Raw genomic sequence first — 20,088 nt, 5'->3', positions numbered from 1 at the left:
TGGGTCGGTTGACCGGCCGGGCTCGCCGTGTGGCCGGGAGCCGTGCCCGGCGATCGGCTCGGGCCGGAGCCGTCGTAGCGGGCTGACTGGCCGCTGCCGTATGCCGCCGCCTGGCCGAGCGACCACGGCTCCGCCGGGGCGCCCACCCGGGCGCGGCCGGCAGGCGGGCAGTGCCCGCCGCCCGCTCGCAACGGCCAACCACCGCTCGCCGGCAGGCGTAGCCGCCGCTGACCGCCGACAGGCACTGCCCGCGGCCCGACCTCCCAGCGCCGGGGTGCCCGCCGTCCGGCCGCCCGGCCGTATCAGCAGCCGCCCGGCAGCCGCACCCACCCGCTCCCCGAAACCACCCGTCCCCGTACGTACCATCCCGGAGTACCACCCAATGGCAACCCCTTCTCACCGCCGGGACACCGCGTCCGGTGTCCCCGGCGGTTCCCGTGGGCGCCTGCGTCGGCGGCTGCCCATGCGGCTGTTGCTGCCGCTGCTCTTGCTGGTCGCTCTCGTGGCGATGCTCATGCTGCGCGGCTATGTGCACAGCGAGATCCTGGCCGACCACCGGGTCGGGCCTCCCGCGGCCAGTGACCAGGTGCCGAAGGACATTCTCAAGGGCGGGCCCGTCATCGACAGCAGGAACGGGCAGCCGCACAGTCTGGAACTCCCGGACCACGAACTCGTGCTGACCTTCGACGACGGGCCCGACCCGAAGTGGACGCCCAAGGTCCTCGACGTGCTGAAGAAGCGCGACGCCCGGGCCGTCTTCTTCGTCACCGGCACGATGGCGTCCCGCTACCCGGACCTCGTCCAGCGCATGGTCGACGAGGGGCACGAGATCGGGCTGCACACCTTCAACCACCCCGACCTGTCGTTGCAGAGCAGGAGCCGCGTCGACTGGGAACTGGCGCAGAACCAGCTCGCGCTCGCCGGTGCCGCCGGCATCCGCACCTCGCTGTTCCGCCCGCCCTACTCGTCGTTCGCCAACAACATGGACAACAGGTCCTGGCCGGTCACCGAGTACATCGGCAGCAAGGGCTACATCAGCATCGTCAACAACGCCGACAGCGAGGACTGGCGCAGGCCCGGCGTCCGGCAGATCATCCGCAACGCCACGCCGAAGGGCGGCAAGGGCGCCATCGTGCTGATGCACGACTCCGGCGGCGACCGCTCCCAGACCGTCGCCGCGCTCGACCGGTACGTCACCGGGCTGCAGGCCAAGGGCTACCGCTTCCACACCCTCACCGCCGCCCTGGACGCCCCCAGCGCGCACACCCCGGTCGCGGGACTGGAGGCGGTCAAGGGTGAGGCGTGGGTCTTCCTGGTGCAGGCCTCCGAGAAGACGACCGGCGTTCTGGTCACGGGTCTCGCCGTCGTCGGTGTGCTCGTCTTCGGGCGCCTCGGGCTGATGCTGATCCTGTCCGTCGCGCACGCCCGGCGGGTCCGCCGGCGCGGCTTTGGCCGGGGTGCGACCGTCACGGAACCCGTGTCCGTCCTCGTGCCCGCCTACAACGAGGCCAAGTGCATCGAACAGACGGTCCGTTCCCTCGTCGCCAGTGACCATCCCATCGAGGTGCTGGTCATCGACGACGGGTCGACCGACGGCACCGCCCGCATCGTCGAGAACCTCGCCCTGCCCGGCGTACGCGTCGTCCGGCAGCTCAACGCCGGCAAGCCCGCCGCCCTCAACCGGGGCATCGCCAACGCCCGGTACGACCTGATCGTGATGATGGACGGCGACACCGTCTTCGAACCGACCACCGTCCGCGAACTGGTGCAGCCCTTCGGCGACCCGCGCGTGGGCGCCGTCGCGGGCAACGCCAAGGTCGGCAACCGGGACTCCCTCATCGGCGCGTGGCAGCACATCGAGTACGTGATGGGCTTCAACCTCGACCGCCGCATGTACGACGTGCTGCGCTGCATGCCGACGATCCCCGGCGCGGTCGGCGCGTTCCGGCGCACCGCACTGGAACGCGTCGGCGGCATGAGCGACGACACGCTCGCCGAGGACACCGACATCACCATGGCCCTGCACCGCGACGGCTGGCACGTGGTGTACGCGGAGAAGGCCATCGCCTGGACCGAGGCCCCGGAGTCCGTCCAGCAGCTGTGGTCCCAGCGCTACCGCTGGTCGTACGGCACGATGCAGGCGATCTGGAAGCACCGCCGCTCCCTCGTCGAGCGGGGCCCCTCGGGCCGCTTCGGCCGGGTGGGACTGCCGCTCGTGTCGATGTTCATGGTCGTGGCACCCCTGCTGGCCCCGCTCATCGACGTGTTCCTCCTGTACGGGCTGGTGTTCGGCCCGACGGAGAAGACCATCGGCGCCTGGCTGGGCGTCCTCGCCGTACAAGGGGTGTGCGCGGCCTACGCGTTCCACCTGGACAAGGAACGCATGACCCACCTGATCTCGCTCCCGCTCCAGCAACTCCTCTACCGCCAGCTGATGTACGTCGTCCTGCTCCAGTCCTGGATCACCGCCCTCACCGGCGGCCGGCTGCGCTGGCAGAAGCTCCGGCGTACCGGCGCGGTGGGCCTGCCCGGGGCCGGTGCCCCCGCGAACCGGCCGCAGACGGACGGGAGGCCCGTCGGATGACCACGCACGCCACCCCCGTCACCGAGGCCGCGCCGCAGCAGCCGGCCTCCGGCAGGAAGCCCGGCCGCGACCGGTACTTCGATCTGCTGCGCGCCCTCGCGCTGTTCCGTGTCGTGCTGTACCACCTCACCGGCTGGGCCTGGCTGCCGCTGGTGTTCCCGTCCATGGGCGTGATGTTCGCCCTCGCCGGCAACCTCATGGCCCGCTCGCTGAAGCGCCCGCCCGTCCAGGTGATCCGCGGCCGGATGCGCCGGCTGCTGCCCCCACTGTGGCTGCTGGGCGCCGTGGGCGTCACCGGCATGGTCCTCCAGGGCTGGGGGCCGGACGCCGACGGGCACCCCGGCTGGTGGCTGCTCCACCTCACCTTCTGGATCGTCCCGCTCAGCGACCCGCCGTACGCGGAGGGCCTGCCCGGGCTCCACGGTTACGTCGGCGAGAACTGGGCCGCCGACCTCGCGGGCCCGCTGTGGTACCTCCGCGCCTACCTCTGGTACGTCCTGCTGTCCCCGATGCTCCTGAAGGCCCTGCGCGCGATGCCGGTGGTCACGCTCGCCCTGCCGATCGCCCTGGCCGTGGCCTTCGAGCGGGGCTACCTCACCCTGCCGGGCGAGCGGATCCCCTCGGCGCTCACCGACTTCTCCACCTTCGGCGCCTGCTGGATCCTCGGCATGGCCCACCAGGAGGGCATCCTGGCGCGGCTGCCGCGCTACGTCGTCCCGTCCGTGGCACCCGCCATCGCCCTGGCCGGCCTCTGGTACGCCCTGCACCACGGCTTCGGCCCGGGCAACGACCTGGACAGCATGCCCCTGGCGCAGGCCCTGTGGTCCTTCGGCACGGTGCTCCTGCTGCTGCACGTCAGCCCGTCCTGGTCCGAGTGGCCGCGCCGGCTGCGCCGCTGGGCCGGGCCGGTCGGCCTGCTCAACTCCCGGGCCGTGACCATCTACCTCTGGCACAACATCTGCATCCTCATCGCCGCGACCCTGTGGGACCGGCTGTGGAGCGTCACGGTGCTGGAGCAGAACGTGCCCGGGCTGCTGGAGAGCCCTTGGCCGGTGCTGGCGCTGGCGTGGGTGCTGATCGGCGGCTGCGTCATGGCGTTCGGCTGGGTCGAGGACCTGGCGGCGAGGCAGAAGCCCCGGTTGTGGCCGAAAAGTGAGCCTCGGGTGAGGGTTCGAGGGACCCGGAGGCGAGCGGCACCCGGCGGCTAAGCTGGGCCGGCATCGGCGGGGGCGGACGATGAGCGGCCCTTGTCCGGGGCCCCTTTTCGGTCGCAGGTGAGAGAACGACAGTGACAGAAGCACCGACAGCAGAGCCGGCCGGACCGCGCGCGCCGGTCTTCGGGCTGATCACGCCCGAGGACTGGTACCGCATTCCGCTCCTGCCCGCCGACCACCGCGAGGCGTCCGTGAGGGCCCTGGTCAAGCGGCAGTTCGCGGGCGTCGACGACCAGCCCGTACTGCGCCGCAAGGCCGAGGAGCAGTTGCTCGGCACGGCCGAGGCCGCCGTTCAGCAGGGCGGCGTGGTGCTGTACCTGTCGTTCCTGGAGGCCGGCGGCATCCCGCTGTCGGCTTCCCTGCTGGTCTCCCGTCTGTACGAGAGGTTCGACGGCCTGGACGCCGTCGCCGCCCTGGCCGGCTCCGGCGAGGTCACGCTGGAGGCGCTGCCCGCCGTGGGGCGCGTGGCCCGGCTGCGGAGGCAGGAGCGGACGAAGCAGTCGCGCAAGCTGGGCTCCGAGTTCGAGGACACCGTCGTCGAGTACTTCGTACCGGTCCCGGGCCGCGACGAGGTGCTGATGCTGACCTTCAGCACACCGCTGGAGCCGATCGCGGACGCCATGGTGGAGTTGTTCGACGCGGTGGCCGGAACCTTGCGCTGGCAGCACCGCCAGGAGGAGCGGACGGGGGAGGAGCGGGAATGAGCGGGAAGCTCAAGGTCTCGACCCAGGATCTGGAGACGGCCGGAACCGGGCTGCGGACGGTGGCGACCGAGCTGGAAGGGCTCGACAAGCTCATGGACGCCTACGACCGCCGCACGGTCGGCCACCAGGCGCTGCACGACCGGCTGCAGGAGTTCTCCGACGGCTGGGACGACAACCGCAAGAAGATGATCGAGGAGATCCAGGGGCTCGGGACGATGGCCAAGGAGGCCGGGAAGGCGTACACCGCGCTCGACACCGCGCTGTACGACGCGCTCACGGGCAAGGGGAAGAAGAAGTGACCCGCCCCGCCGACCACCGGTGGGAGGTGCTGGGGGAGAGCGGCGACCCCGTGCCCGGCGACGTCACCGACATGAAGGCCCTCGCCCGCCGGTTCACCGCCACCGCCGAGACCATCACCAAGACCGCCGACGCGCTGCGCCGGATCGGCGACCTGGAGAGCTGGGACTCCGAGGCCGGCCGCGCCTTCGCCGAGAAGGCGACCGACACCGCGAAGACGGTGAGCAAGGCCTACGACCGCTATGCGGACGCCGGAGTCGCCCTCAAGGACTACTCCACCGACCTGGAGACCATCCAGGAGGAGGCGGACAAGCTCCTCAGCCAGGCGGAGACCAAGCACAACAGCCTCTCCACCGCCAAGTCCAAGGCGGACAACCCGCCGAAGGGCACCGACGACGCCGGGCAGAACAAGCTCGACAAGGCCGTCACCGACCTCCAGGAGGGGCTGGACGGGCTGCGCGGTCAGCTCGACAAGCTGAAGACCCGTCACAAGGAGGCCGGCGACAAGGCCGCCAAGCGCATCCACGACACCACCGAGGGCGACGGCCTCAACGACAGCTGGCTGGACGACCTGCGCGACACCCTGAAGATGGTCAGCGACATCGCGGGAGCCATCGCCGCCGTCTGCGGGGTGCTGTCCCTGCTCGTCGGCTGGATCCCCGTCATCGGACAGGCCCTGGCCGGAGTGCTCGGCACCATCGCCCTGGTGATGACGGCGGTCTCACTGGTCTGCCATGTGCTGCTCGCCATCAACGGCGACGGCTCCTGGGGCGACGTGGCGATCGACGCGCTGGGCCTCGCCACGTTCGGTATCGGACGGGTCTTCTCCGCGGGCGGCAAGGCCGCCGCCGTCGTCGGCCGCAGCCGCGTCTGGACGGCGGCCACACAGTACGTGCGCGGCTGGAACCCGGGCATGAACTCGGCCGCGCGGCGCGCGCTCGTCGAGTCCATGGTCGGGGCGCGGGCCGGAGCGCGCCCCGGGGCCGCCCTGCCGGACGTGGGCCTGCGGGCGGCCTTCCGCGGACTGCCGAGCTCCTTCGCGGACGACCTGGCGAGCATCCGGGGCAACTGGCGGGACCTGTTCAAGGTCGGCGACAACCTCTCGGCGGCCCGCGACGCCTACAACGCCGCCGGAGCCCGCGGGCTGGCCAGCATGTACGCGGGGCCCGGCATGGTCGACGAACTCGCGCGCATCAAGAACATCGACCCGGCGGACCTGCGGTTCATCGGCACACCCGACGCGTTCAAGCAGGCCATGGCCTACAACGCCATCGGTCTCGGCGGCACCGGGACGGGCGCGGCCTCCGACACCAACAGCTTCGTCGGCCTGTTCGGCGGCGAGCCGGAGATCGACGTCACCGGCCCGGACGCGTCCCTGGCCGGACGGTGAGCCCGGCCATGACGAACCCGGCGGACTGGCGGGAGTGCCGGGTCGCGCTGCCCGCCCACCACAACTGGCTGGTCCTGGACCTGCGCAGCGAGGACCCCGAGGACTGGGCGCGCGCCCTCGCCGGACAGCATCTCGGCGGTGACGTCCCCGAGGAGTGGCGGGAGGCCTTCGCGGCGGATCTGCTCTGGTACTGGGGCGCGGCCGTGCGGCAGGGCGCCCTGTGCGCGGCGGTCCAGGCCCCCAAGGACGGGCCGGTCGTCGCCGGTTGCACGGTGCGGGAGCTGACCGTCCCGGCGGAATCGAGGACCGTGGCCGCCTTCCGGGCGGAGGCGGAGCGCGCGGAAGGCCCCTGCTTCGGCGGGGAGCAGGTCCTCACCGAGGTCGAACTGCCCCTGGGGCCGGCCCTGCGCGTGCACCGCCAGGAGCCGACGGACCCGGACGCGGACAGCGGAACCATCGTGGAGGGAGTGGCCCATTACGTCCTGCCGCGTCGGCATCCCACCGCGCTGGAATGCCGGCTGCTGTGGACGTCCCTGGGGCTCGGCGCGGAACTCGTCAAGGTCGCCGACGAACTGGCGGACTCACTCCGCCTGGCGTGACGCGGCAAAACCCCCGCGCTTGCCGAACACATCCCCGAGCCCGAACCGCTCCCAGGGGACCATCGCCAGCGGCATCCAGCTGAACCCGACGGCGAACACGGCCACGACGGTGGTGAGCTGAGCCGGGAGGAACCAGCCCAGCTGGGCGACGAGCAACGCCACGACCAGCAGGCAGACGTCGAACGCCAGCACGGCCAGCACCTTGCGTGCGGCGGCTGCCGGGCCGACCCGGGGAGTGTTCTCGTTCCCGCGCACCATGCCGAAGAGGATCACCGGCAGCATCAGCCCGGTCAGCCCGCCGACCGCGATGCCGCCCACGACCAGGGCGTTGTTCCCGTCGTCGGGCACCATGCCCGACAGCGGGGCCGCGTCCACCGCGTCGCCCAGCAGGGCCACGGCCGCGAACGCGCCGAGCGTCGCCGTCGCCAGCACGAGGAGCATGCCCGCTCCGAAGGCCACGTTTGCGGCAAAGGAGCGCTGCGGGCGCCGCGCCTCGGGCCGTTCGGCCCCCGACTCAGCGGACATGGACTCTCCCCTTCCCGTGTGGGGTCCGCTAGAGGATAACGGGACCCCGTTCCCTGGGGCTTTCCCGGTGTGGAAAACTGCCCGGGTTGCGCCTGTGAACAACTGTGCCCAGTGGGCGTCCGGGGGAGCGGTGGGATGAGTAAGCGGCAGACACAGAAGATGCTGCGGCTGATGGCGAGCGGCGAACCGGTCGAGCTCACCAGCCCGATGGCGTCCGTGAAGAAGCTCGCCCGGCTGGCCTTCGTCGCCCAGCAGTTCGGCTACGAGTACGCGGACGTCCGGCAGAGCAGCGGCCGCAACGGCGCGCTCACCATGCTGATCCTGCCCGACCCCAGCCCGCAGGCGCGGGCCCGGGCCGCACAGAACTGGGCGCAGTACCCCGACGCCGCCGACGGCGTCTCCCTCCCGCCGCTCGTGCCGGACGCCTTCGAACTCCTCAAGGCCCGCATCAACTTCGACCTCACCGGCAAGAACGCCGAGAAGCGCATGGGCTACGGGGCGCTCGGCGTCACGATCGGCTGCGTGGTCCTCGCCTTCCGGTCCGGCGGTGAGTCCTTCGACTTCATCGCGGCGGGTGTGGTGTGGCTCGTGATCATGGCGATCCTCGGTATCGGGCTGCTGGTCACGCGGGGGCGCAACGCGAAGTTCGCCGCGCGCTTGCAGGCGGCCGGCTTCCAGCCGGTGACCGACGAGAACGGTCGGGTGCGGTACCTGCCGCCCGGGGCGCAGCCGCCCGGGCACGGCAATCCGTTCGGGGCAGGCCCGTACGGCGGCGGACAGGAGGCCGGGACGCCGGGGTACGCGGGTGCGCCGGGCCGGCCGCCCGGGGCGCCGACTCCGGCCGCCGGCGCCCTCGCGGGTTACGGACAACAGACACCGGGCCCGTACGCCCAGCCCGCCCCTGGCCCGTATCCCGGGCAGCCCGCCCCCGGCCCGTATCCCGGGCAGCCCGCGCCGGGTCCGTCTCCCGCGCAGTCCGCGCCGGGGCCGTACGGAGGCCAGTCGGCCCCTGGTCCCTACGCTGGGCAGCAGGCCTCTGGCCCGTACCCCGGCCAGCCGGCCCCTGGCCCGTATCCCGGGCAGTCCGCCCCCGGTCCGTACGGAGGGCAGTCGGCCCCCGGCCCGTACCCCGGCCAGCCCGCCCCCGGCCCGTACCCGGGTCAGCCCGCTCCGGGTCCGTACGGAAGCCAGCCGGCACCTGGCCCGTACGCCCAGCCGTACCCCCACCCCCAGCAGAATCCCCCCGCGCAGCCCCCGCAACGCTGACAGACGCCACGTAACCTCTCATCCCGCCGCAGGGCGGGGTGAGAGCAAAGTTCCCTCGCGGTCACCCGCTGGCACAGTCACGAAACGCGTCCTCCCTACCTTCGGGACCAGCACTCATGGAACGACCGAGTCCCGGAGCAAGTGGAGGCGTCATGACAGGCCCTGGCACGGCACCCGCACCCCCGAGCAGGGGCGGACGCTGGATCCAGCACTGGGATCCGGAAAACGAGACCTTCTGGAAGGAGACGGGCGAGAAGATCGCCCGCCGGAACCTCTTCTTCTCCGTCCTCTCCGAGCACATCGGGTTCTCGATCTGGACCCTGTGGTCCGTTCTGGTCCTCTTCATGGGCCCGGAGTACGGGCTGACCCCGGCCGACAAGTTCATGCTGACCTCGATGGTCACGCTGGTCGGCGCCGTCGTCCGCGTCCCCTACACCTTCGCCGTCGCGATCTTCGGCGGCCGGAACTGGACGATCATCTCCGCCAGCCTTCTGCTCGTCCCGAGCGTCGCGGCGTTCATGGTGATGAAGCCCGGCACCTCCTTCTCCACCTTCCTCCTCGTCGGCCTGCTCGCGGGCATCGGCGGCGGCAACTTCGCCTCCTCCATGACCAACATCAACGCCTTCTTCCCGCTGCGGAAGAAGGGTTGGGCCCTCGGTCTGAACGCGGGCGGCGGCAACATCGGCGTGCCGGTGATCCAGCTGGCCGCCCTCGCGATCATCGGCGCCGGCGGCGGGCCGCGCGTACTGCTCGGGATCTACATCCCGCTGGTCCTCGTCGCCGCCGTCATGGCCGCGCTCTTCATGGACAACATCGAGAACGTGAAGAACGACACCGGCGCCGCCAAGGACGCCGCGCGGGACGCCCACACGTGGATCATGTCCTTCCTCTACATCGGAACCTTCGGGTCGTTCATCGGCTACAGCTTCGCCTTCGGGCAGGTTCTGACGAACCAGTTCGGACGCACCCCGCTGGAGGCGGCGTACGTCACCTTCATCGGTCCGCTCCTCGGCTCGCTGATCCGTCCCCTGGGCGGCTGGATGGCCGACAAGTACGGCGGTGCGAAGATCACTCTGTGGAACTACGTCGGTATGGGCGCGGCGACCGCCGTCCTCATCCCCGCCAGCATGGAGAAGTCGCTGGCGCTGTTCACCATCGCGTTCGTGGTGCTGTTCGTGCTCACGGGTATCGGCAACGGCTCGGCGTTCAAGATGATCCCGGGCATCTTCCAGAACAAGGCCCTCGCCAAGGGACTGAGGGGCGAGGCGGCCGCGGCCTACGGACGCCGGCTCTCCGGCGCCTCCATGGGACTCATCGGCGCGGTGGGCGCGCTCGGCGGCGTCGGCATCAACCTCGCCTTCCGCCAGTCCTTCCTCTCCTACGGCTCCGGCACCGGGGCGTTCGTCGCCTTCCTCGCCTTCTACGCGGTCTGCTTCGCGGTCACCTGGTCCGTATACCTTCGCCGTACGACCCCCCGGGTACCCGTCACGACGGCCACCTCGGAGGCGGAGCCGCAGCTCAGCTACGCCAAGGTGTGACGTAACACCAGCGACATGATGCCGATCCGGGCCTGTCACGAGCCGTTGACAGGCTCGATCGGCATGTAGGTACGCCGTACCCATGAAGTACGACGACTCGAGTGCGGGACGAGAGCCATGTACGAGGAAGAACAGCGACCGGACCACGGACCCCTGGCGGGTTTCACCGTGGGTGTGACGGCCGCGCGCCGGGCCGACGAGCTGGGGACGCTGCTCCAGCGGCGCGGTGCCGCCGTCATGCACGCCCCTGCCCTGCGGATCGTGCAGCTCGCCGACGACAGTGAACTGCTGGGCGCGACGAAGGAGCTCATCCGCCAGGTGCCGGACATCGTGGTCGCCACGACCGCGATCGGCTTCCGGGGCTGGGTCGAGGCCGCCGACGGCTGGGGGCTCGGCGACGATCTGCTGTCACGGCTCGGCGGTGCGCGGATCCTGGCGCGCGGGCCCAAAGTGAAGGGCGCGGTCCGGGCCGCCGGGCTGACGGAGGAGTGGTCGCCGTCGTCGGAGTCCATGGCCGAGGTGCTCGACCGGCTGCTGGAGGAGGGCGTCGACGGGCAGCGGATCGCGATCCAGCTGCACGGTGAGCCGCTGCCCGGGTTCGTCGAGTCGCTGCGCGAGGGCGGGGCCGAGGTCGTGGGCGTGCCCGTCTACCGGTGGATGCCGCCGGAGGACATCGCCCCGGTGGACCGCCTGCTGGACGCGGCGGTCTGCCGGGGTGTGGACGCGCTGACCTTCACCAGTGCCCCGGCCGCGGCCTCCCTGCTCTCCCGCGCGGAGGAGCGCGGGATGCTGCCCGAGGTGCTGGAGGCCCTGAGCCACGACGTGCTGCCGGCCTGCGTGGGCCCGGTCACCGCCCTGCCGTTGCAGTCCCGCGGCATCGACACGATCCAGCCCGAGCGGTTCCGGCTCGGCCCCCTGGTCCAGCTCCTCGCCAAGGAGTTGCCCGGCCGGGCGCGCGCGCTGCCGATCGCCGGGCACCGGGTGGAGATCCGCGGCCACGCCGTCCTGGTCGACGGCGAACTCAAGCCCGTGCCGCCCGCCGGCATGTCCCTGCTGCGCTCCCTGTCCCGCCGCCCCGGCTGGGTGGTCGCCCGCGCGGAACTCCTGCGCGCCCTGCCCGGCTCCGGTCGTGACGAGCACGCGGTCGAGACGGCCATGGCCCGGCTCCGCACCGCCCTCGGCACCCCGAAGCTGATCCAGACGGTGGTCAAACGGGGGTACCGCCTCGCCCTGGACCCGGCGGCGGAGACGAAGTACGCGGACGCCTGAGCGCGTCCGCGGGTTGAGCGAGATACCGCCAGGCCGGCACGAGAGCGGCTAGTGCGAGGGGTTTCCGGCGCCGGAGTGGGCAGGCACTGTAAGAGGGAACGGTTTCCCAGCCCTCTCACTGGCACCTCACCGGACCCTCGCGACCGGGGTGCAACCCCTAGGCGGTGACAGGCACATGGCACTGGGTACGGCCACGGCCCCGTACGAACTGCGCTTCGATGCCGGGCGGATCTGCCTCGACCTGCTCTCCACCACGCATCCGGAGGAACGGTTCGGCTCCGTGGACGTGCTGCGCGCCTGGATCATCGGCTCCGGGCTGGTCCCGGCGGACACCGCCCTGGCCCACGCCGACGCCGCCTGGCTGGTCGCCTTCCGCGAACTGCGCGGCCAGATCGACCGGTTGGTGCGCGGCTGGCCGGGATCCGGAGCCCGGGCGTACGACGTCGCGCTGGCGCGGGTCAACGACCTCGCCCGGGCCGCGCCCCCCGCCCCGCGGGCGGTCCGCGGCGGAGACGGCGAGCTCATACGGCAGTTGGACGGCCCGCCCGGCTGCCCCGCCCTGCTCGCGGCCGTCGCCCGGGACGCCGTGGACCTGCTGACCGACCCCCTCGCCCGCGCGGCCCTGCGCCAGTGCGAGGGCGACAACTGCCCGATCGTGTACCTCGACACCTCCCGGGGGCGCCGGAGGCGCTGGTGCTCCAGCGAGGTCTGCGGAAACCGCGAACGGGTCGCCCGGCACCGCCGCCGCGCCGCACTCACCCGGGCTTAAGTCCCTTTTGCCCCTCAGCGCAAGGCAGTCGGGTGGCCGGTGCACCCAATTCCCCTGTCCTAAATGCGACTTCTGTGGACGCGCTGTCGAAGTGATTTCGATTACATACCGTTTACCTACGCACCCGTAGGGAAAGCCTGGCTTGATCTGATCGGTGTGGCGGAAATGTAAAGAATACGGGGTGGGAATGTGCTCCCATGTCCCCCTCGTCACGTCACTTCGAAGAAATCTGTCACGCCTCTTTGAACGCCCAACACCTCGCGTCCGTACGGCATGGGGAGCGACCGACTGGGGGAACCCCCGGACACCGGAGGTGGGCGTGCGCAAGGATTCCGTCGTGGCCAATGAACGTGCACCGAGGGCCCGACATCGCATGTCCCAGCCCTCGGAACCCGACGAGGAGCTGATGCGTGCGCTCTATCGCGAACACGCCGGACCCCTGCTGGCATACGTCCTGCGCCTGGTCGCCGGAGACCGGCAGCGCGCCGAGGACGTCGTGCAGGAGACGCTCATCCGTGCCTGGAAGAACGCCGGTCAGCTCAATAGGGCGACCGGATCGGTACGCCCCTGGCTGGTGACGGTCGCCCGGCGCATCGTCATCGACGGCCACCGCAGCCGGCAGGCCCGGCCGCAGGAGGTCGACCCGTCGCCGCTGGAGGTCATCCCCGCGGAGGACGAGATCGACAAGGCGCTGTGGCTGATGACTCTGTCGGACGCACTCGACGACCTGACCCCCGCCCACCGGGAGGTGCTCGTCGAGACGTACTTCAAGGGGCGTACCGTCAATGAGGCGGCCGAAACCCTGGGCATACCCAGCGGAACCGTCCGCTCCAGGGTGTTCTACGCCCTGCGTTCGATGAAGCTGGCACTGGAGGAGCGGGGGGTGACGGCGTGATGAGTGTTTACGGGGGTAACCAGGGGTTCGGTACGGGAGGCATGGGTATGTCTGGACCCATGCAGGAATCTCCGGTGCCGAACGAGCACGAGACCGTCGGCGCCTACGCTCTCGGCATCCTCGACGACGCCGAGGCAACCGCTTTCGAAGCCCACCTCGCGACCTGCGAATGGTGCGCCCAGCAGCTCGACGAGCTGGCCGGCATGGAGCCCATGCTCGCCGCCCTCGCCGACCTGCCCGGTTCCGGCAGCACACCCGCGATCGGCGAGTCGCTGTCCGCGAAGCCCCGGCCGCGCCTGGTGGAGAAGCTGGTCGACGAGGTCGCCGACCGCCGCGCCCAGAAGCGCCGCCGCAGTTTCTACATGGTGGCCGCGGCCGGCGCGCTGATCATCGGCGGCCCCTTCGTCGCGGTCGCGACGAACAGCGGCGGTGACGGCGGCGGCGCGGAGAACCGCCCGCTCGCGGCCAGCCCCGCCAAGGAAGCGTTCGACGGCATCTCCGACAAGATCTCGGCCACCGACCCGAGCACCAAGGTCACCGCCACGGTCGCCCTCCAGAAGAAGGACTGGGGGACGGGCGTGGTCACGGAGCTGAAGAACGTCAAGGGCCCGCTGAAGTGCGCCCTCGTCGCAGTCGGCAAGAACGGCGAGCGGGAGACCCTGTCCTCCTGGTCCGTCCCGGAATGGGGATACGGCCTGCCGGACGCCAAGTCCGAGAAGGCCAAGGAGCCCCTGTACGTCCAGGGCGGTGCCGCCTTCAAGCCGAACGAGATCGATCATTTCGAGGTAGTCACCTTCGACGGCAAGCGGCTGGTAGAGGTCGACGCGTAGCCTTACCGGGTCCCCTTCGCGTACGGTGGACGGCTGCCCAGCACGTCAGAAGGGGGCCCGGTGGCCGCTCAGGCTCAGCAGGAAACCGCGCTCGACTCCCTGAGAGACAGAGAGATCAGCGTCGAACAGGAACACCTGGACCGGGTGTACCGGCGCCTCGAGGAGAAGATCCACGAGGCCGAGTTCCTCATGAACGACGCGGCCCAGCGCGGCCAGGTCGGCACGCCCGGCGCGCTCGCCGAGCGGGACGCCCAGGTCTTCCGGGCCGGCATACACCTCAGCCGGCTGAACAACGAGTTCGAGGACTTCCTCTTCGGCCGCATCGACCTGCTGCGCGGCAAGGACGGCAAGAAGGGCCCCGACGGCGCGTACACCGCCGTGGAGCCCGCCGAGGGCGCGGTCCGGGAGGACAGCACCGCCGACATCGCCGAGACGCTGCACATCGGCCGCATCGGCGTCCTCGACCAGGACTACGCCCCACTGGTCATCGACTGGCGGGCCCCGGCCGCCGCCCCCTTCTACCGGTCGACGCCCGTGGACCCCGGCCGGGTCGTCCGCCGCCGGGTCATCCGCTCCAAGGGCCGCAAGGTGCTCGGCGTCGAGGACGACCTGATGCGCCCCGAGCTGACGGCCTTCCTCGACGGCCACGAGCTGCCCGTCATCGGCGACGGTGCCCTGATGGCCGCGCTCGGCCAGGCCCGCAGCCACACCATGCGCGACATCGTCGCCTCCATCCAGGCCGAGCAGGACCTGGTCATCCGCGCCCCCGCCGCCTCCGTGACATACGTCGAGGGCGGCCCCGGCACCGGCAAGACCGCCGTCGCCCTGCACCGCGCGGCCTACCTCCTCTACCAGGACCGGCGCCGGTACGCGGGCGGCATCCTGATCGTCTCCCCGACCCCGCTGCTCGTCGCCTACACCGAGGGCGTGCTGCCCTCCCTCGGCGAGGAGGGCCAGGTCGCCATCCGCGCCATCGGCTCACTCGTCGACGGCGCCGAGGCCACGCTCTACGACTCCCCGTCCGTGGCCCGCGCCAAGGGCTCGTCCCGCATGCTCAAGGTGCTGCGCAAGGCCGCGCGCGGAGCCCTGGAGCTGAACGATGCACCGACCCGGCTGCGCGTGGTCGCCTTCGGCCGCCGCCTGGAACTGGAGGCCGAGCAGCTGGCGGACATCCGCCGCGCCGCCCTCGGCGGCACCGCCCCCGTGAACCTGCTGCGCCCACGCGCCCGCAAGCTCCTCCTGGACGCCCTGTGGGAGCAGTCCGGCGCGGCCGGCCGGCACACCGACCCGGAGCTCGCCGCCGAGCTGCGCTCCTCCTTCGACGAGGACATCACCTCCGAGGACGCCTTCATCGCCTTCCTCGACGCCTGGTGGCCGGAGCTGACCCCGGCGGCCGTCCTGGCCGCCATGGCCGACGAGCGGCGCCTCGGCCGCTGGGCCCGCCGCATCCTCAACCCCGGTGAGATCCGCAAGGTCGCCCGCTCCCTCAGGCGCGACGGCTACTCGGTGCACGACATCGCGATGCTCGACGAACTCCAGGCCGTCCTCGGCTCCCCGGCCCGCCCCCGCAGGAAGCGCGAGCTCGACCCGCTCGACCAGCTCACCGGCCTGGAGGAGCTGATGCCGGTGCGCGAGGAGTCGCAGCGCGAGCGCGCCGAGCGCCTCGCGCAGGAGCGCACCGAGTACGCCCACGTCATCGTCGACGAGGCCCAGGACCTCACCCCGATGCAATGGCGCATGGTCGGCCGCCGCGGCCGGCACGCCACCTGGACGGTCGTCGGCGACCCGGCCCAGTCCTCCTGGTCCGACCCGGACGAGGCCGCCGAGGCCCGCGACGAGGCCCTCGGCACCCGCCCGCGCCGCCGCTTCGAGCTCACCGTGAACTACCGCAACCCGGCCGAGATCGCCGAGCTGGCCTCGAAGGTACTCGCGCTGGCCATGCCCGGCTCCCTGTCCCCGAAGGCGGTCCGCTCCACGGGCGTCGAGCCGCGCTTCACGGTCGTGGGAGACACGTTGGCCGAAACCGTCCGTGCCGAGGCGGCCCGGCTGCTGGAGCGCGTCGACGGCACGGTCGGCGTGGTCGTCGCCATGCAGCGCCGCGAGGAGGCCCGGCGCTGGCTCGCCGGGCTCGGCGACCGGGTGGTGGCACTCGGCAGCCTGGAGGCCAAGGGCCTGGAGTACGACGCGACGGTCGTGGTCTCCCCGGCGGAGATCGCCGACGAGTCCCCGGCCGGTCTGCGTGTGCTCTATGTCGCACTGACCCGGGCCACCCAGCAGCTCACGGTCGTCTCGGCGGACCGGGACGAGCCGGACGCGGCGGGAGTACCGGACCTGCTCAGGGACTGATTCCGGTCCGCCGGCGGGACCGCGCCCCGATACCCACTTGCCGGCGAAATGAACTCCCGCTATGGGAATGGCCTTACGGGATCTGTTTGTTAGCCTGGATGTGGCACCGGCCCGATCCAAGCCCCCGGGCCCAACCATCGTCGCTACGAGCGACCACTTGCCGCGAGGCGAGCATGGCGGGTCGGTGCCGCCTACTTCGGAAGAGACCCACGTCAGCGTGACGTGGGTCTCTTTTTGCTGGCCTGTTCCGCGAACAAAACGTTCGCAATCGAGGGTGGCTACCTGCTACTCAGCGGTAGGTGCGACGATCGGACGGCACAACTCAGCGTCAGGTGAAAGCAGAGGAAGTCGGCCATGGCAACGGCGCCCAGCGTCTCCTACTCGATGACGGTCCGGCTGGAGGTGCCCGCGAGCGGAACCGCCGTCTCGCAGCTCACCACCGCCGTGGAGTCCTCCGGAGGCTCGGTGACCGGCCTCGACGTCACCGCATCCGGTCACGAGAAGCTCCGTATCGACGTCACCATCGCGGCCTCGTCGACCGCGCACGCGGACGAGATCGTCGAGGAACTCCGCGGCATCGAGGGCGTCACGCTGGGCAAGGTCTCGGACCGGACCTTCCTCATGCACCTCGGCGGCAAGATCGAGATGGCGTCCAAGCACCCCATCCGCAACCGTGACGACCTGTCCATGGTCTACACGCCGGGCGTCGCCCGCGTCTGCATGGCGATCGCCGAGAACCCCGAGGACGCCCGCCGCCTCACCATCAAGCGCAACTCCGTTGCGGTCGTGACGGACGGCTCGGCCGTGCTGGGTCTGGGCAACATCGGCCCGAAGGCCGCCCTGCCGGTCATGGAGGGCAAGGCGGCCCTCTTCAAGCGGTTCGCGGGCATCGACGCCTGGCCGATCTGCCTCGACACTCAGGACACCGACGCGATCGTCGAGATCGTCAAGGCGATCGCCCCGGGCTTCGCGGGCATCAACCTGGAGGACATCTCCGCCCCCCGCTGCTTCGAGATCGAGGCCCGGCTGCGCGAGGCCCTCGACATCCCCGTCTTCCACGACGACCAGCACGGCACCGCGATCGTCGTCCTCGCCTCGCTCACGAACGCCCTGCGCGTCACGGGCAAGGCGATCGAGAACATCCGGGTCGTCATGTCCGGCGCCGGCGCGGCCGGTACGGCCATCCTGAAACTGCTGCTGGCCGCGGGCGTCAAGAACGCCGTCGTCGCCGACATCCACGGCGTCGTGCACGCCGGCCGCGAGGACCTGGTGGACGCCGCCCCGGACTCGGCGCTGCGCTGGATCGCCGACAACACCAACCCCGAGAGCCTGACCGGCACGCTCAAGGAGGCCGTGCGCGGCGCCGACGTCTTCATCGGCGTCTCGGCCCCGAACGTCCTCGACGGCGACGACGTGGCCGCCATGGCCGAGGGGGCCATCGTGTTCGCGCTCGCGAACCCCGACCCCGAGGTCGACCCGGCAATCGCCCGTCAGACCGCGGCCGTTGTGGCCACCGGCCGTTCCGACTTCCCGAACCAGATCAACAACGTGCTGGTCTTCCCGGGTGTCTTCCGCGGTCTGCTGGACGCCCAGTCGCGCACGGTCAACACCGAGATGATGCTCGCGGCGGCGAAGGCCCTCGCGGACGTGGTGACCGAGGACGAGCTGAACCCGAACTACATCATCCCGAGCGTCTTCAACGACAAGGTCGCGGGCGCGGTCGCCGGGGCGGTGCGGGAGGCCGCGAAGGCGGTCGGCGCGGCGGCGACGACCTCGCAGCCGTAGGGCGACGGCCCTGCGGCCGTTGTGAGGATTGCCACGACTGGCCTGGCAACGGCGCGTCGGGGAACCCGACCCCTTGGGCCGCCCTCTATCGTGTCGGCCAGGCTCAGGCCCTCTTTTCGTGTGACTCCCATGGGTGTTCTCACGACTCCTGCGGGTGCCGGATTGGCTTTCCCGCCGCAGGTAGAGGCAGGATGCGTCCCTGGGCGCGAGGGTCTGACGACGGACCCGGGTCCGGGGACTCACGGAGGACCCTGGCAGCATCGGCTTCGATCTGACGCCTTCAACGGCAAGATGAACACGGGAGTAACAACATGAACCGCAGTGAGCTGGTGGCCGCGCTGGCCGACCGCGCCGAGGTGACCCGCAAGGACGCCGACGCCGTTCTGGCCGCGTTCGCCGACGTGGTCGGCGACATCGTCTCCAAGGGGGACGAGAAGGTCACCATCCCCGGCTTCCTGACCTTCGAGCGCACCCACCGTGCCGCTCGCACCGCCCGCAACCCGCAGACCGGCGAGCCCATCCAGATCCCCGCCGGTTACAGCGTGAAGGTCTCCGCGGGCTCGAAGCTCAAGGAAGCCGCGAAGGGCAAGTAACCCTGCCGTTCGTACGCCCATGGTGTACGGACCACAGTGAGTGACATCAAAGGGGCGGCCACCCGAACCGGGTGGCCGCCCCTTTGGCGTCACTGCCCGCGCCGCTACCCGAGCGCCTTGCCCGGCAGCTCGACCTTCGCACCGAGCTCCACGAGCTTCTCCATGAAGTTCTCGTAGCCGCGGTTGATCAGGCCGATGCCGTGGACGCGGGACGTGCCCTGGGCCGCCAGTGCCGCGATGAGGTACGAGAAGCCGCCGCGGAGGTCGGGGATGACCAGATCGGCGCCCTGGAGCTTGGTGGGGCCGGAGACGACGGCAGAGTGCAGGAAGTTGCGCTGGCCGAAGCGGCAGTTCGAGCCGCCCAGGCACTCGCGGTAGAGCTGGATGTGCGCGCCCATCTGGTTCAGGGCGGAGGTGAAGCCGAGACGGGACTCGTAGACCGTCTCGTGGATGATGGACAGGCCCGTGGCCTGGGTCAGGGCCACCACCAGCGGCTGCTGCCAGTCGGTCTGGAAGCCGGGGTGGACGTCCGTCTCCAGCGCGATGGACTTCAGCTGGCCGCCGGGGTGCCAGAAGCGGATGCCCTCGTCGTCGATCTCGAAGGCCCCGCCCACCTTCCGGTAGGTGTTCAGGAACGTCATCATCGAGCGCTGCTGGGCGCCGCGGACGTAGATGTCGCCCTCGGTCGCCAGCGCGGCGGACGCCCAGGACGCGGCCTCCAGGCGGTCGGACAGGGCGCGGTGGTTGTAGCCGCCGAGCTGGTCCACGCCGGTGATGCGGATCGTCCGGTCGGTGTCCATCGCGATGATGGCGCCCATCTTCTGAAGGACGCAGATCAGGTCCTCGATCTCCGGCTCGACCGCCGCGTTCGAGAGCTCGGTGACGCCTTCGGCGAGCACCGCCGTCAGCAGCACCTGCTCGGTCGCGCCGACGGACGGGTACGGCAGCCGTATCTTCGTGCCCCGCAGCCGCTGCGGGGCCTCCAGGTACTGTCCGTCCGCCCGTTTCTCGATCCGCGCGCCGAACTGCCGCAGCACGTCGAAGTGGAAGTCGATGGGCCGGCCGCCGATGTCGCAGCCGCCGAGGCCCGGGATGAACGCGTGGCCGAGGCGGTGCAGGAGCGGGCCGCAGAAGAGGATCGGAATCCGGCTCGAACCCGCGTGGGCATCGATGTCAGCGACGTTCGCGCTCTCCACGCGCGTCGGATCCATCACCAGTTCGCCGGGTTCGTCCCCCGGACGGACCGTCACGCCGTGCAGCTGCAACAGACCCCGTACGACCCGTACGTCACGGATGTCCGGAACATTGCGGAGGCGGCTCGGGGCGCTGCCCAGCAGCGCTGCCACCATTGCCTTCGGTACGAGGTTCTTCGCACCGCGGACACGGATCTCGCCCTCCAGCGGGGTTCCGCCGTGGACAAGCAGGACATCGTCGTTGACGGTCATGAATCTCGCGTTCCGTGGAGTCGGGCAGGGGCCAGGAGG

17 protein-coding genes are annotated in these 20,088 nt (G+C 71.0%); 15 read left to right on the top strand and 2 right to left on the bottom strand.

Features of this window, described 5'->3' with window-relative positions; translation table 11 throughout:
• The first annotated feature begins 382 nt into the window (after positions 1-382).
• The 6 genes from ACFZDA_RS37130 (at position 383) to ACFZDA_RS37105 (ending at position 6,788) form a co-directional block, all read left to right on the top strand.
• Positions 383-2,584 (top strand): glycosyltransferase, encoded by a 2,202-nt coding sequence (locus tag ACFZDA_RS37130; protein WP_391090176.1) that lies wholly within the window; start codon positions 383-385, stop codon positions 2,582-2,584.
• Positions 2,581-3,792 (top strand): acyltransferase family protein, encoded by a 1,212-nt coding sequence (locus tag ACFZDA_RS37125; RefSeq protein ID WP_391090174.1) that lies wholly within the window; start codon positions 2,581-2,583, stop codon positions 3,790-3,792. Before ACFZDA_RS37130 ends, ACFZDA_RS37125 begins: the two co-directional genes overlap by 4 nt.
• Positions 3,793-3,872: 80 nt before the next feature.
• Positions 3,873-4,502 carry a hypothetical protein gene (locus ACFZDA_RS37120; protein WP_391090172.1) on the top strand — a complete coding sequence of 210 codons (630 nt, stop codon included), beginning with the start codon at positions 3,873-3,875 and terminating at the stop codon, positions 4,500-4,502.
• Positions 4,499-4,801 (top strand): hypothetical protein, encoded by a 303-nt coding sequence (locus ACFZDA_RS37115; RefSeq protein WP_391090170.1) that lies wholly within the window; start codon positions 4,499-4,501, stop codon positions 4,799-4,801. The genes ACFZDA_RS37120 and ACFZDA_RS37115 overlap by 4 nt, the downstream gene beginning before the upstream one ends.
• Positions 4,798-6,189 carry a hypothetical protein gene (locus ACFZDA_RS37110; RefSeq protein ID WP_391090168.1) on the top strand — a complete coding sequence of 464 codons (1,392 nt, stop codon included), beginning with the start codon at positions 4,798-4,800 and terminating at the stop codon, positions 6,187-6,189. The genes ACFZDA_RS37115 and ACFZDA_RS37110 overlap by 4 nt, the downstream gene beginning before the upstream one ends.
• A gap of 8 nt (positions 6,190-6,197) precedes the next feature.
• The gene (locus ACFZDA_RS37105) at positions 6,198-6,788 is read left to right on the top strand and encodes a hypothetical protein (protein ID WP_391090166.1); all 591 of its coding nucleotides are present in this window, start codon (positions 6,198-6,200) and stop codon (positions 6,786-6,788) included.
• On the opposite strand, the gene ACFZDA_RS37100 is transcribed toward ACFZDA_RS37105, so the two are convergent.
• Positions 6,771-7,313 carry a hypothetical protein gene (locus ACFZDA_RS37100; RefSeq protein ID WP_391090164.1) on the bottom strand — a complete coding sequence of 181 codons (543 nt, stop codon included), beginning with the start codon at positions 7,311-7,313 and terminating at the stop codon, positions 6,771-6,773. The two genes, ACFZDA_RS37105 and ACFZDA_RS37100, sit on opposite strands and share 18 nt — an antisense overlap.
• A gap of 135 nt (positions 7,314-7,448) precedes the next feature.
• Between ACFZDA_RS37100 and ACFZDA_RS37095 the strand changes: the two genes are divergently transcribed.
• The 9 genes from ACFZDA_RS37095 to ACFZDA_RS37055 all read left to right on the top strand — a co-directional run bounded on the left by ACFZDA_RS37095 (position 7,449) and on the right by ACFZDA_RS37055 (position 18,604).
• The gene (locus ACFZDA_RS37095; protein WP_391090162.1) at positions 7,449-8,579 is read left to right on the top strand and encodes a hypothetical protein; all 1,131 of its coding nucleotides are present in this window, start codon (positions 7,449-7,451) and stop codon (positions 8,577-8,579) included.
• Between the two features lie 152 nt (positions 8,580-8,731).
• A complete protein-coding gene (locus tag ACFZDA_RS37090; RefSeq protein WP_391090160.1) occupies positions 8,732-10,117 on the top strand; it encodes a NarK family nitrate/nitrite MFS transporter in 1,386 nt (461 codons plus the stop codon).
• A gap of 117 nt (positions 10,118-10,234) precedes the next feature.
• Positions 10,235-11,386 carry a uroporphyrinogen-III synthase gene (locus tag ACFZDA_RS37085; protein WP_391090158.1) on the top strand — a complete coding sequence of 384 codons (1,152 nt, stop codon included), beginning with the start codon at positions 10,235-10,237 and terminating at the stop codon, positions 11,384-11,386.
• Between the two features lie 175 nt (positions 11,387-11,561).
• A complete protein-coding gene (locus ACFZDA_RS37080) occupies positions 11,562-12,155 on the top strand; it encodes an ABATE domain-containing protein (protein WP_391090156.1) in 594 nt (197 codons plus the stop codon).
• A gap of 373 nt (positions 12,156-12,528) precedes the next feature.
• Positions 12,529-13,050, top strand: coding sequence for a sigma-70 family RNA polymerase sigma factor (locus tag ACFZDA_RS37075; RefSeq protein ID WP_010039908.1), 522 nt, complete (start codon positions 12,529-12,531; stop codon positions 13,048-13,050).
• A complete protein-coding gene (locus tag ACFZDA_RS37070) occupies positions 13,050-13,880 on the top strand; it encodes a zf-HC2 domain-containing protein (RefSeq protein WP_391090154.1) in 831 nt (276 codons plus the stop codon). The genes ACFZDA_RS37075 and ACFZDA_RS37070 overlap by 1 nt, the downstream gene beginning before the upstream one ends.
• 60 nt (positions 13,881-13,940) lie before the next feature.
• Positions 13,941-16,226, top strand: coding sequence for a UvrD-helicase domain-containing protein (locus tag ACFZDA_RS37065; RefSeq protein WP_391090152.1), 2,286 nt, complete (start codon positions 13,941-13,943; stop codon positions 16,224-16,226).
• Positions 16,227-16,580: 354 nt separating this feature from the next.
• The gene (locus tag ACFZDA_RS37060; RefSeq protein ID WP_306966655.1) at positions 16,581-18,011 is read left to right on the top strand and encodes an NAD-dependent malic enzyme; all 1,431 of its coding nucleotides are present in this window, start codon (positions 16,581-16,583) and stop codon (positions 18,009-18,011) included.
• 311 nt (positions 18,012-18,322) lie between these two features.
• Entirely contained in the window at positions 18,323-18,604 is a 282-nt protein-coding gene (locus ACFZDA_RS37055; protein WP_003990598.1) for an HU family DNA-binding protein, read from the top strand.
• Positions 18,605-18,708: 104 nt separating this feature from the next.
• Here the strand turns inward: ACFZDA_RS37055 and murA are convergent, their stop codons facing one another.
• Complete coding sequence (murA, locus tag ACFZDA_RS37050; protein WP_086561623.1) at positions 18,709-20,049, bottom strand: UDP-N-acetylglucosamine 1-carboxyvinyltransferase; 1,341 nt, start codon at positions 20,047-20,049, stop codon at positions 18,709-18,711.
• Positions 20,050-20,088 lie beyond the last annotated feature (39 nt).

This window comes from Streptomyces sp. NPDC007991, assembly GCF_042958445.1.
GTDB lineage: Bacteria > Actinomycetota > Actinomycetes > Streptomycetales > Streptomycetaceae > Streptomyces.
The sequence above is the reverse complement of the archived record's forward strand: the minus strand, read 5'-3'. Positions and strand labels throughout refer to the sequence as shown.

Bases quoted from the DNA above. Each gene is read 5' to 3' on its own strand.
- ACFZDA_RS37130 (WP_391090176.1), top strand. From the start codon at position 383: ATGGCAACCCCTTCTCACCGCCGGGACACCGCGTCCGGTGTCCCCGGC.
- ACFZDA_RS37125 (WP_391090174.1), top strand. From the start codon at position 2,581: ATGACCACGCACGCCACCCCCGTCACCGAGGCCGCGCCGCAGCAGCCG.
- ACFZDA_RS37115 (WP_391090170.1), top strand. From the start codon at position 4,499: ATGAGCGGGAAGCTCAAGGTCTCGACCCAGGATCTGGAGACGGCCGGA.
- ACFZDA_RS37105 (WP_391090166.1), top strand. From the start codon at position 6,198: ATGACGAACCCGGCGGACTGGCGGGAGTGCCGGGTCGCGCTGCCCGCC.
- ACFZDA_RS37100 (WP_391090164.1), bottom strand. From the start codon at position 7,313: ATGTCCGCTGAGTCGGGGGCCGAACGGCCCGAGGCGCGGCGCCCGCAG.
- ACFZDA_RS37095 (WP_391090162.1), top strand. From the start codon at position 7,449: ATGAGTAAGCGGCAGACACAGAAGATGCTGCGGCTGATGGCGAGCGGC.
- ACFZDA_RS37090 (WP_391090160.1), top strand. From the start codon at position 8,732: ATGACAGGCCCTGGCACGGCACCCGCACCCCCGAGCAGGGGCGGACGC.
- ACFZDA_RS37085 (WP_391090158.1), top strand. From the start codon at position 10,235: ATGTACGAGGAAGAACAGCGACCGGACCACGGACCCCTGGCGGGTTTC.
- ACFZDA_RS37080 (WP_391090156.1), top strand. From the start codon at position 11,562: ATGGCACTGGGTACGGCCACGGCCCCGTACGAACTGCGCTTCGATGCC.
- ACFZDA_RS37075 (WP_010039908.1), top strand. From the start codon at position 12,529: ATGTCCCAGCCCTCGGAACCCGACGAGGAGCTGATGCGTGCGCTCTAT.
- ACFZDA_RS37070 (WP_391090154.1), top strand. From the start codon at position 13,050: ATGAGTGTTTACGGGGGTAACCAGGGGTTCGGTACGGGAGGCATGGGT.
- ACFZDA_RS37060 (WP_306966655.1), top strand. From the start codon at position 16,581: ATGGCAACGGCGCCCAGCGTCTCCTACTCGATGACGGTCCGGCTGGAG.
- ACFZDA_RS37055 (WP_003990598.1), top strand. From the start codon at position 18,323: ATGAACCGCAGTGAGCTGGTGGCCGCGCTGGCCGACCGCGCCGAGGTG.
- murA (WP_086561623.1), bottom strand. From the start codon at position 20,049: ATGACCGTCAACGACGATGTCCTGCTTGTCCACGGCGGAACCCCGCTG.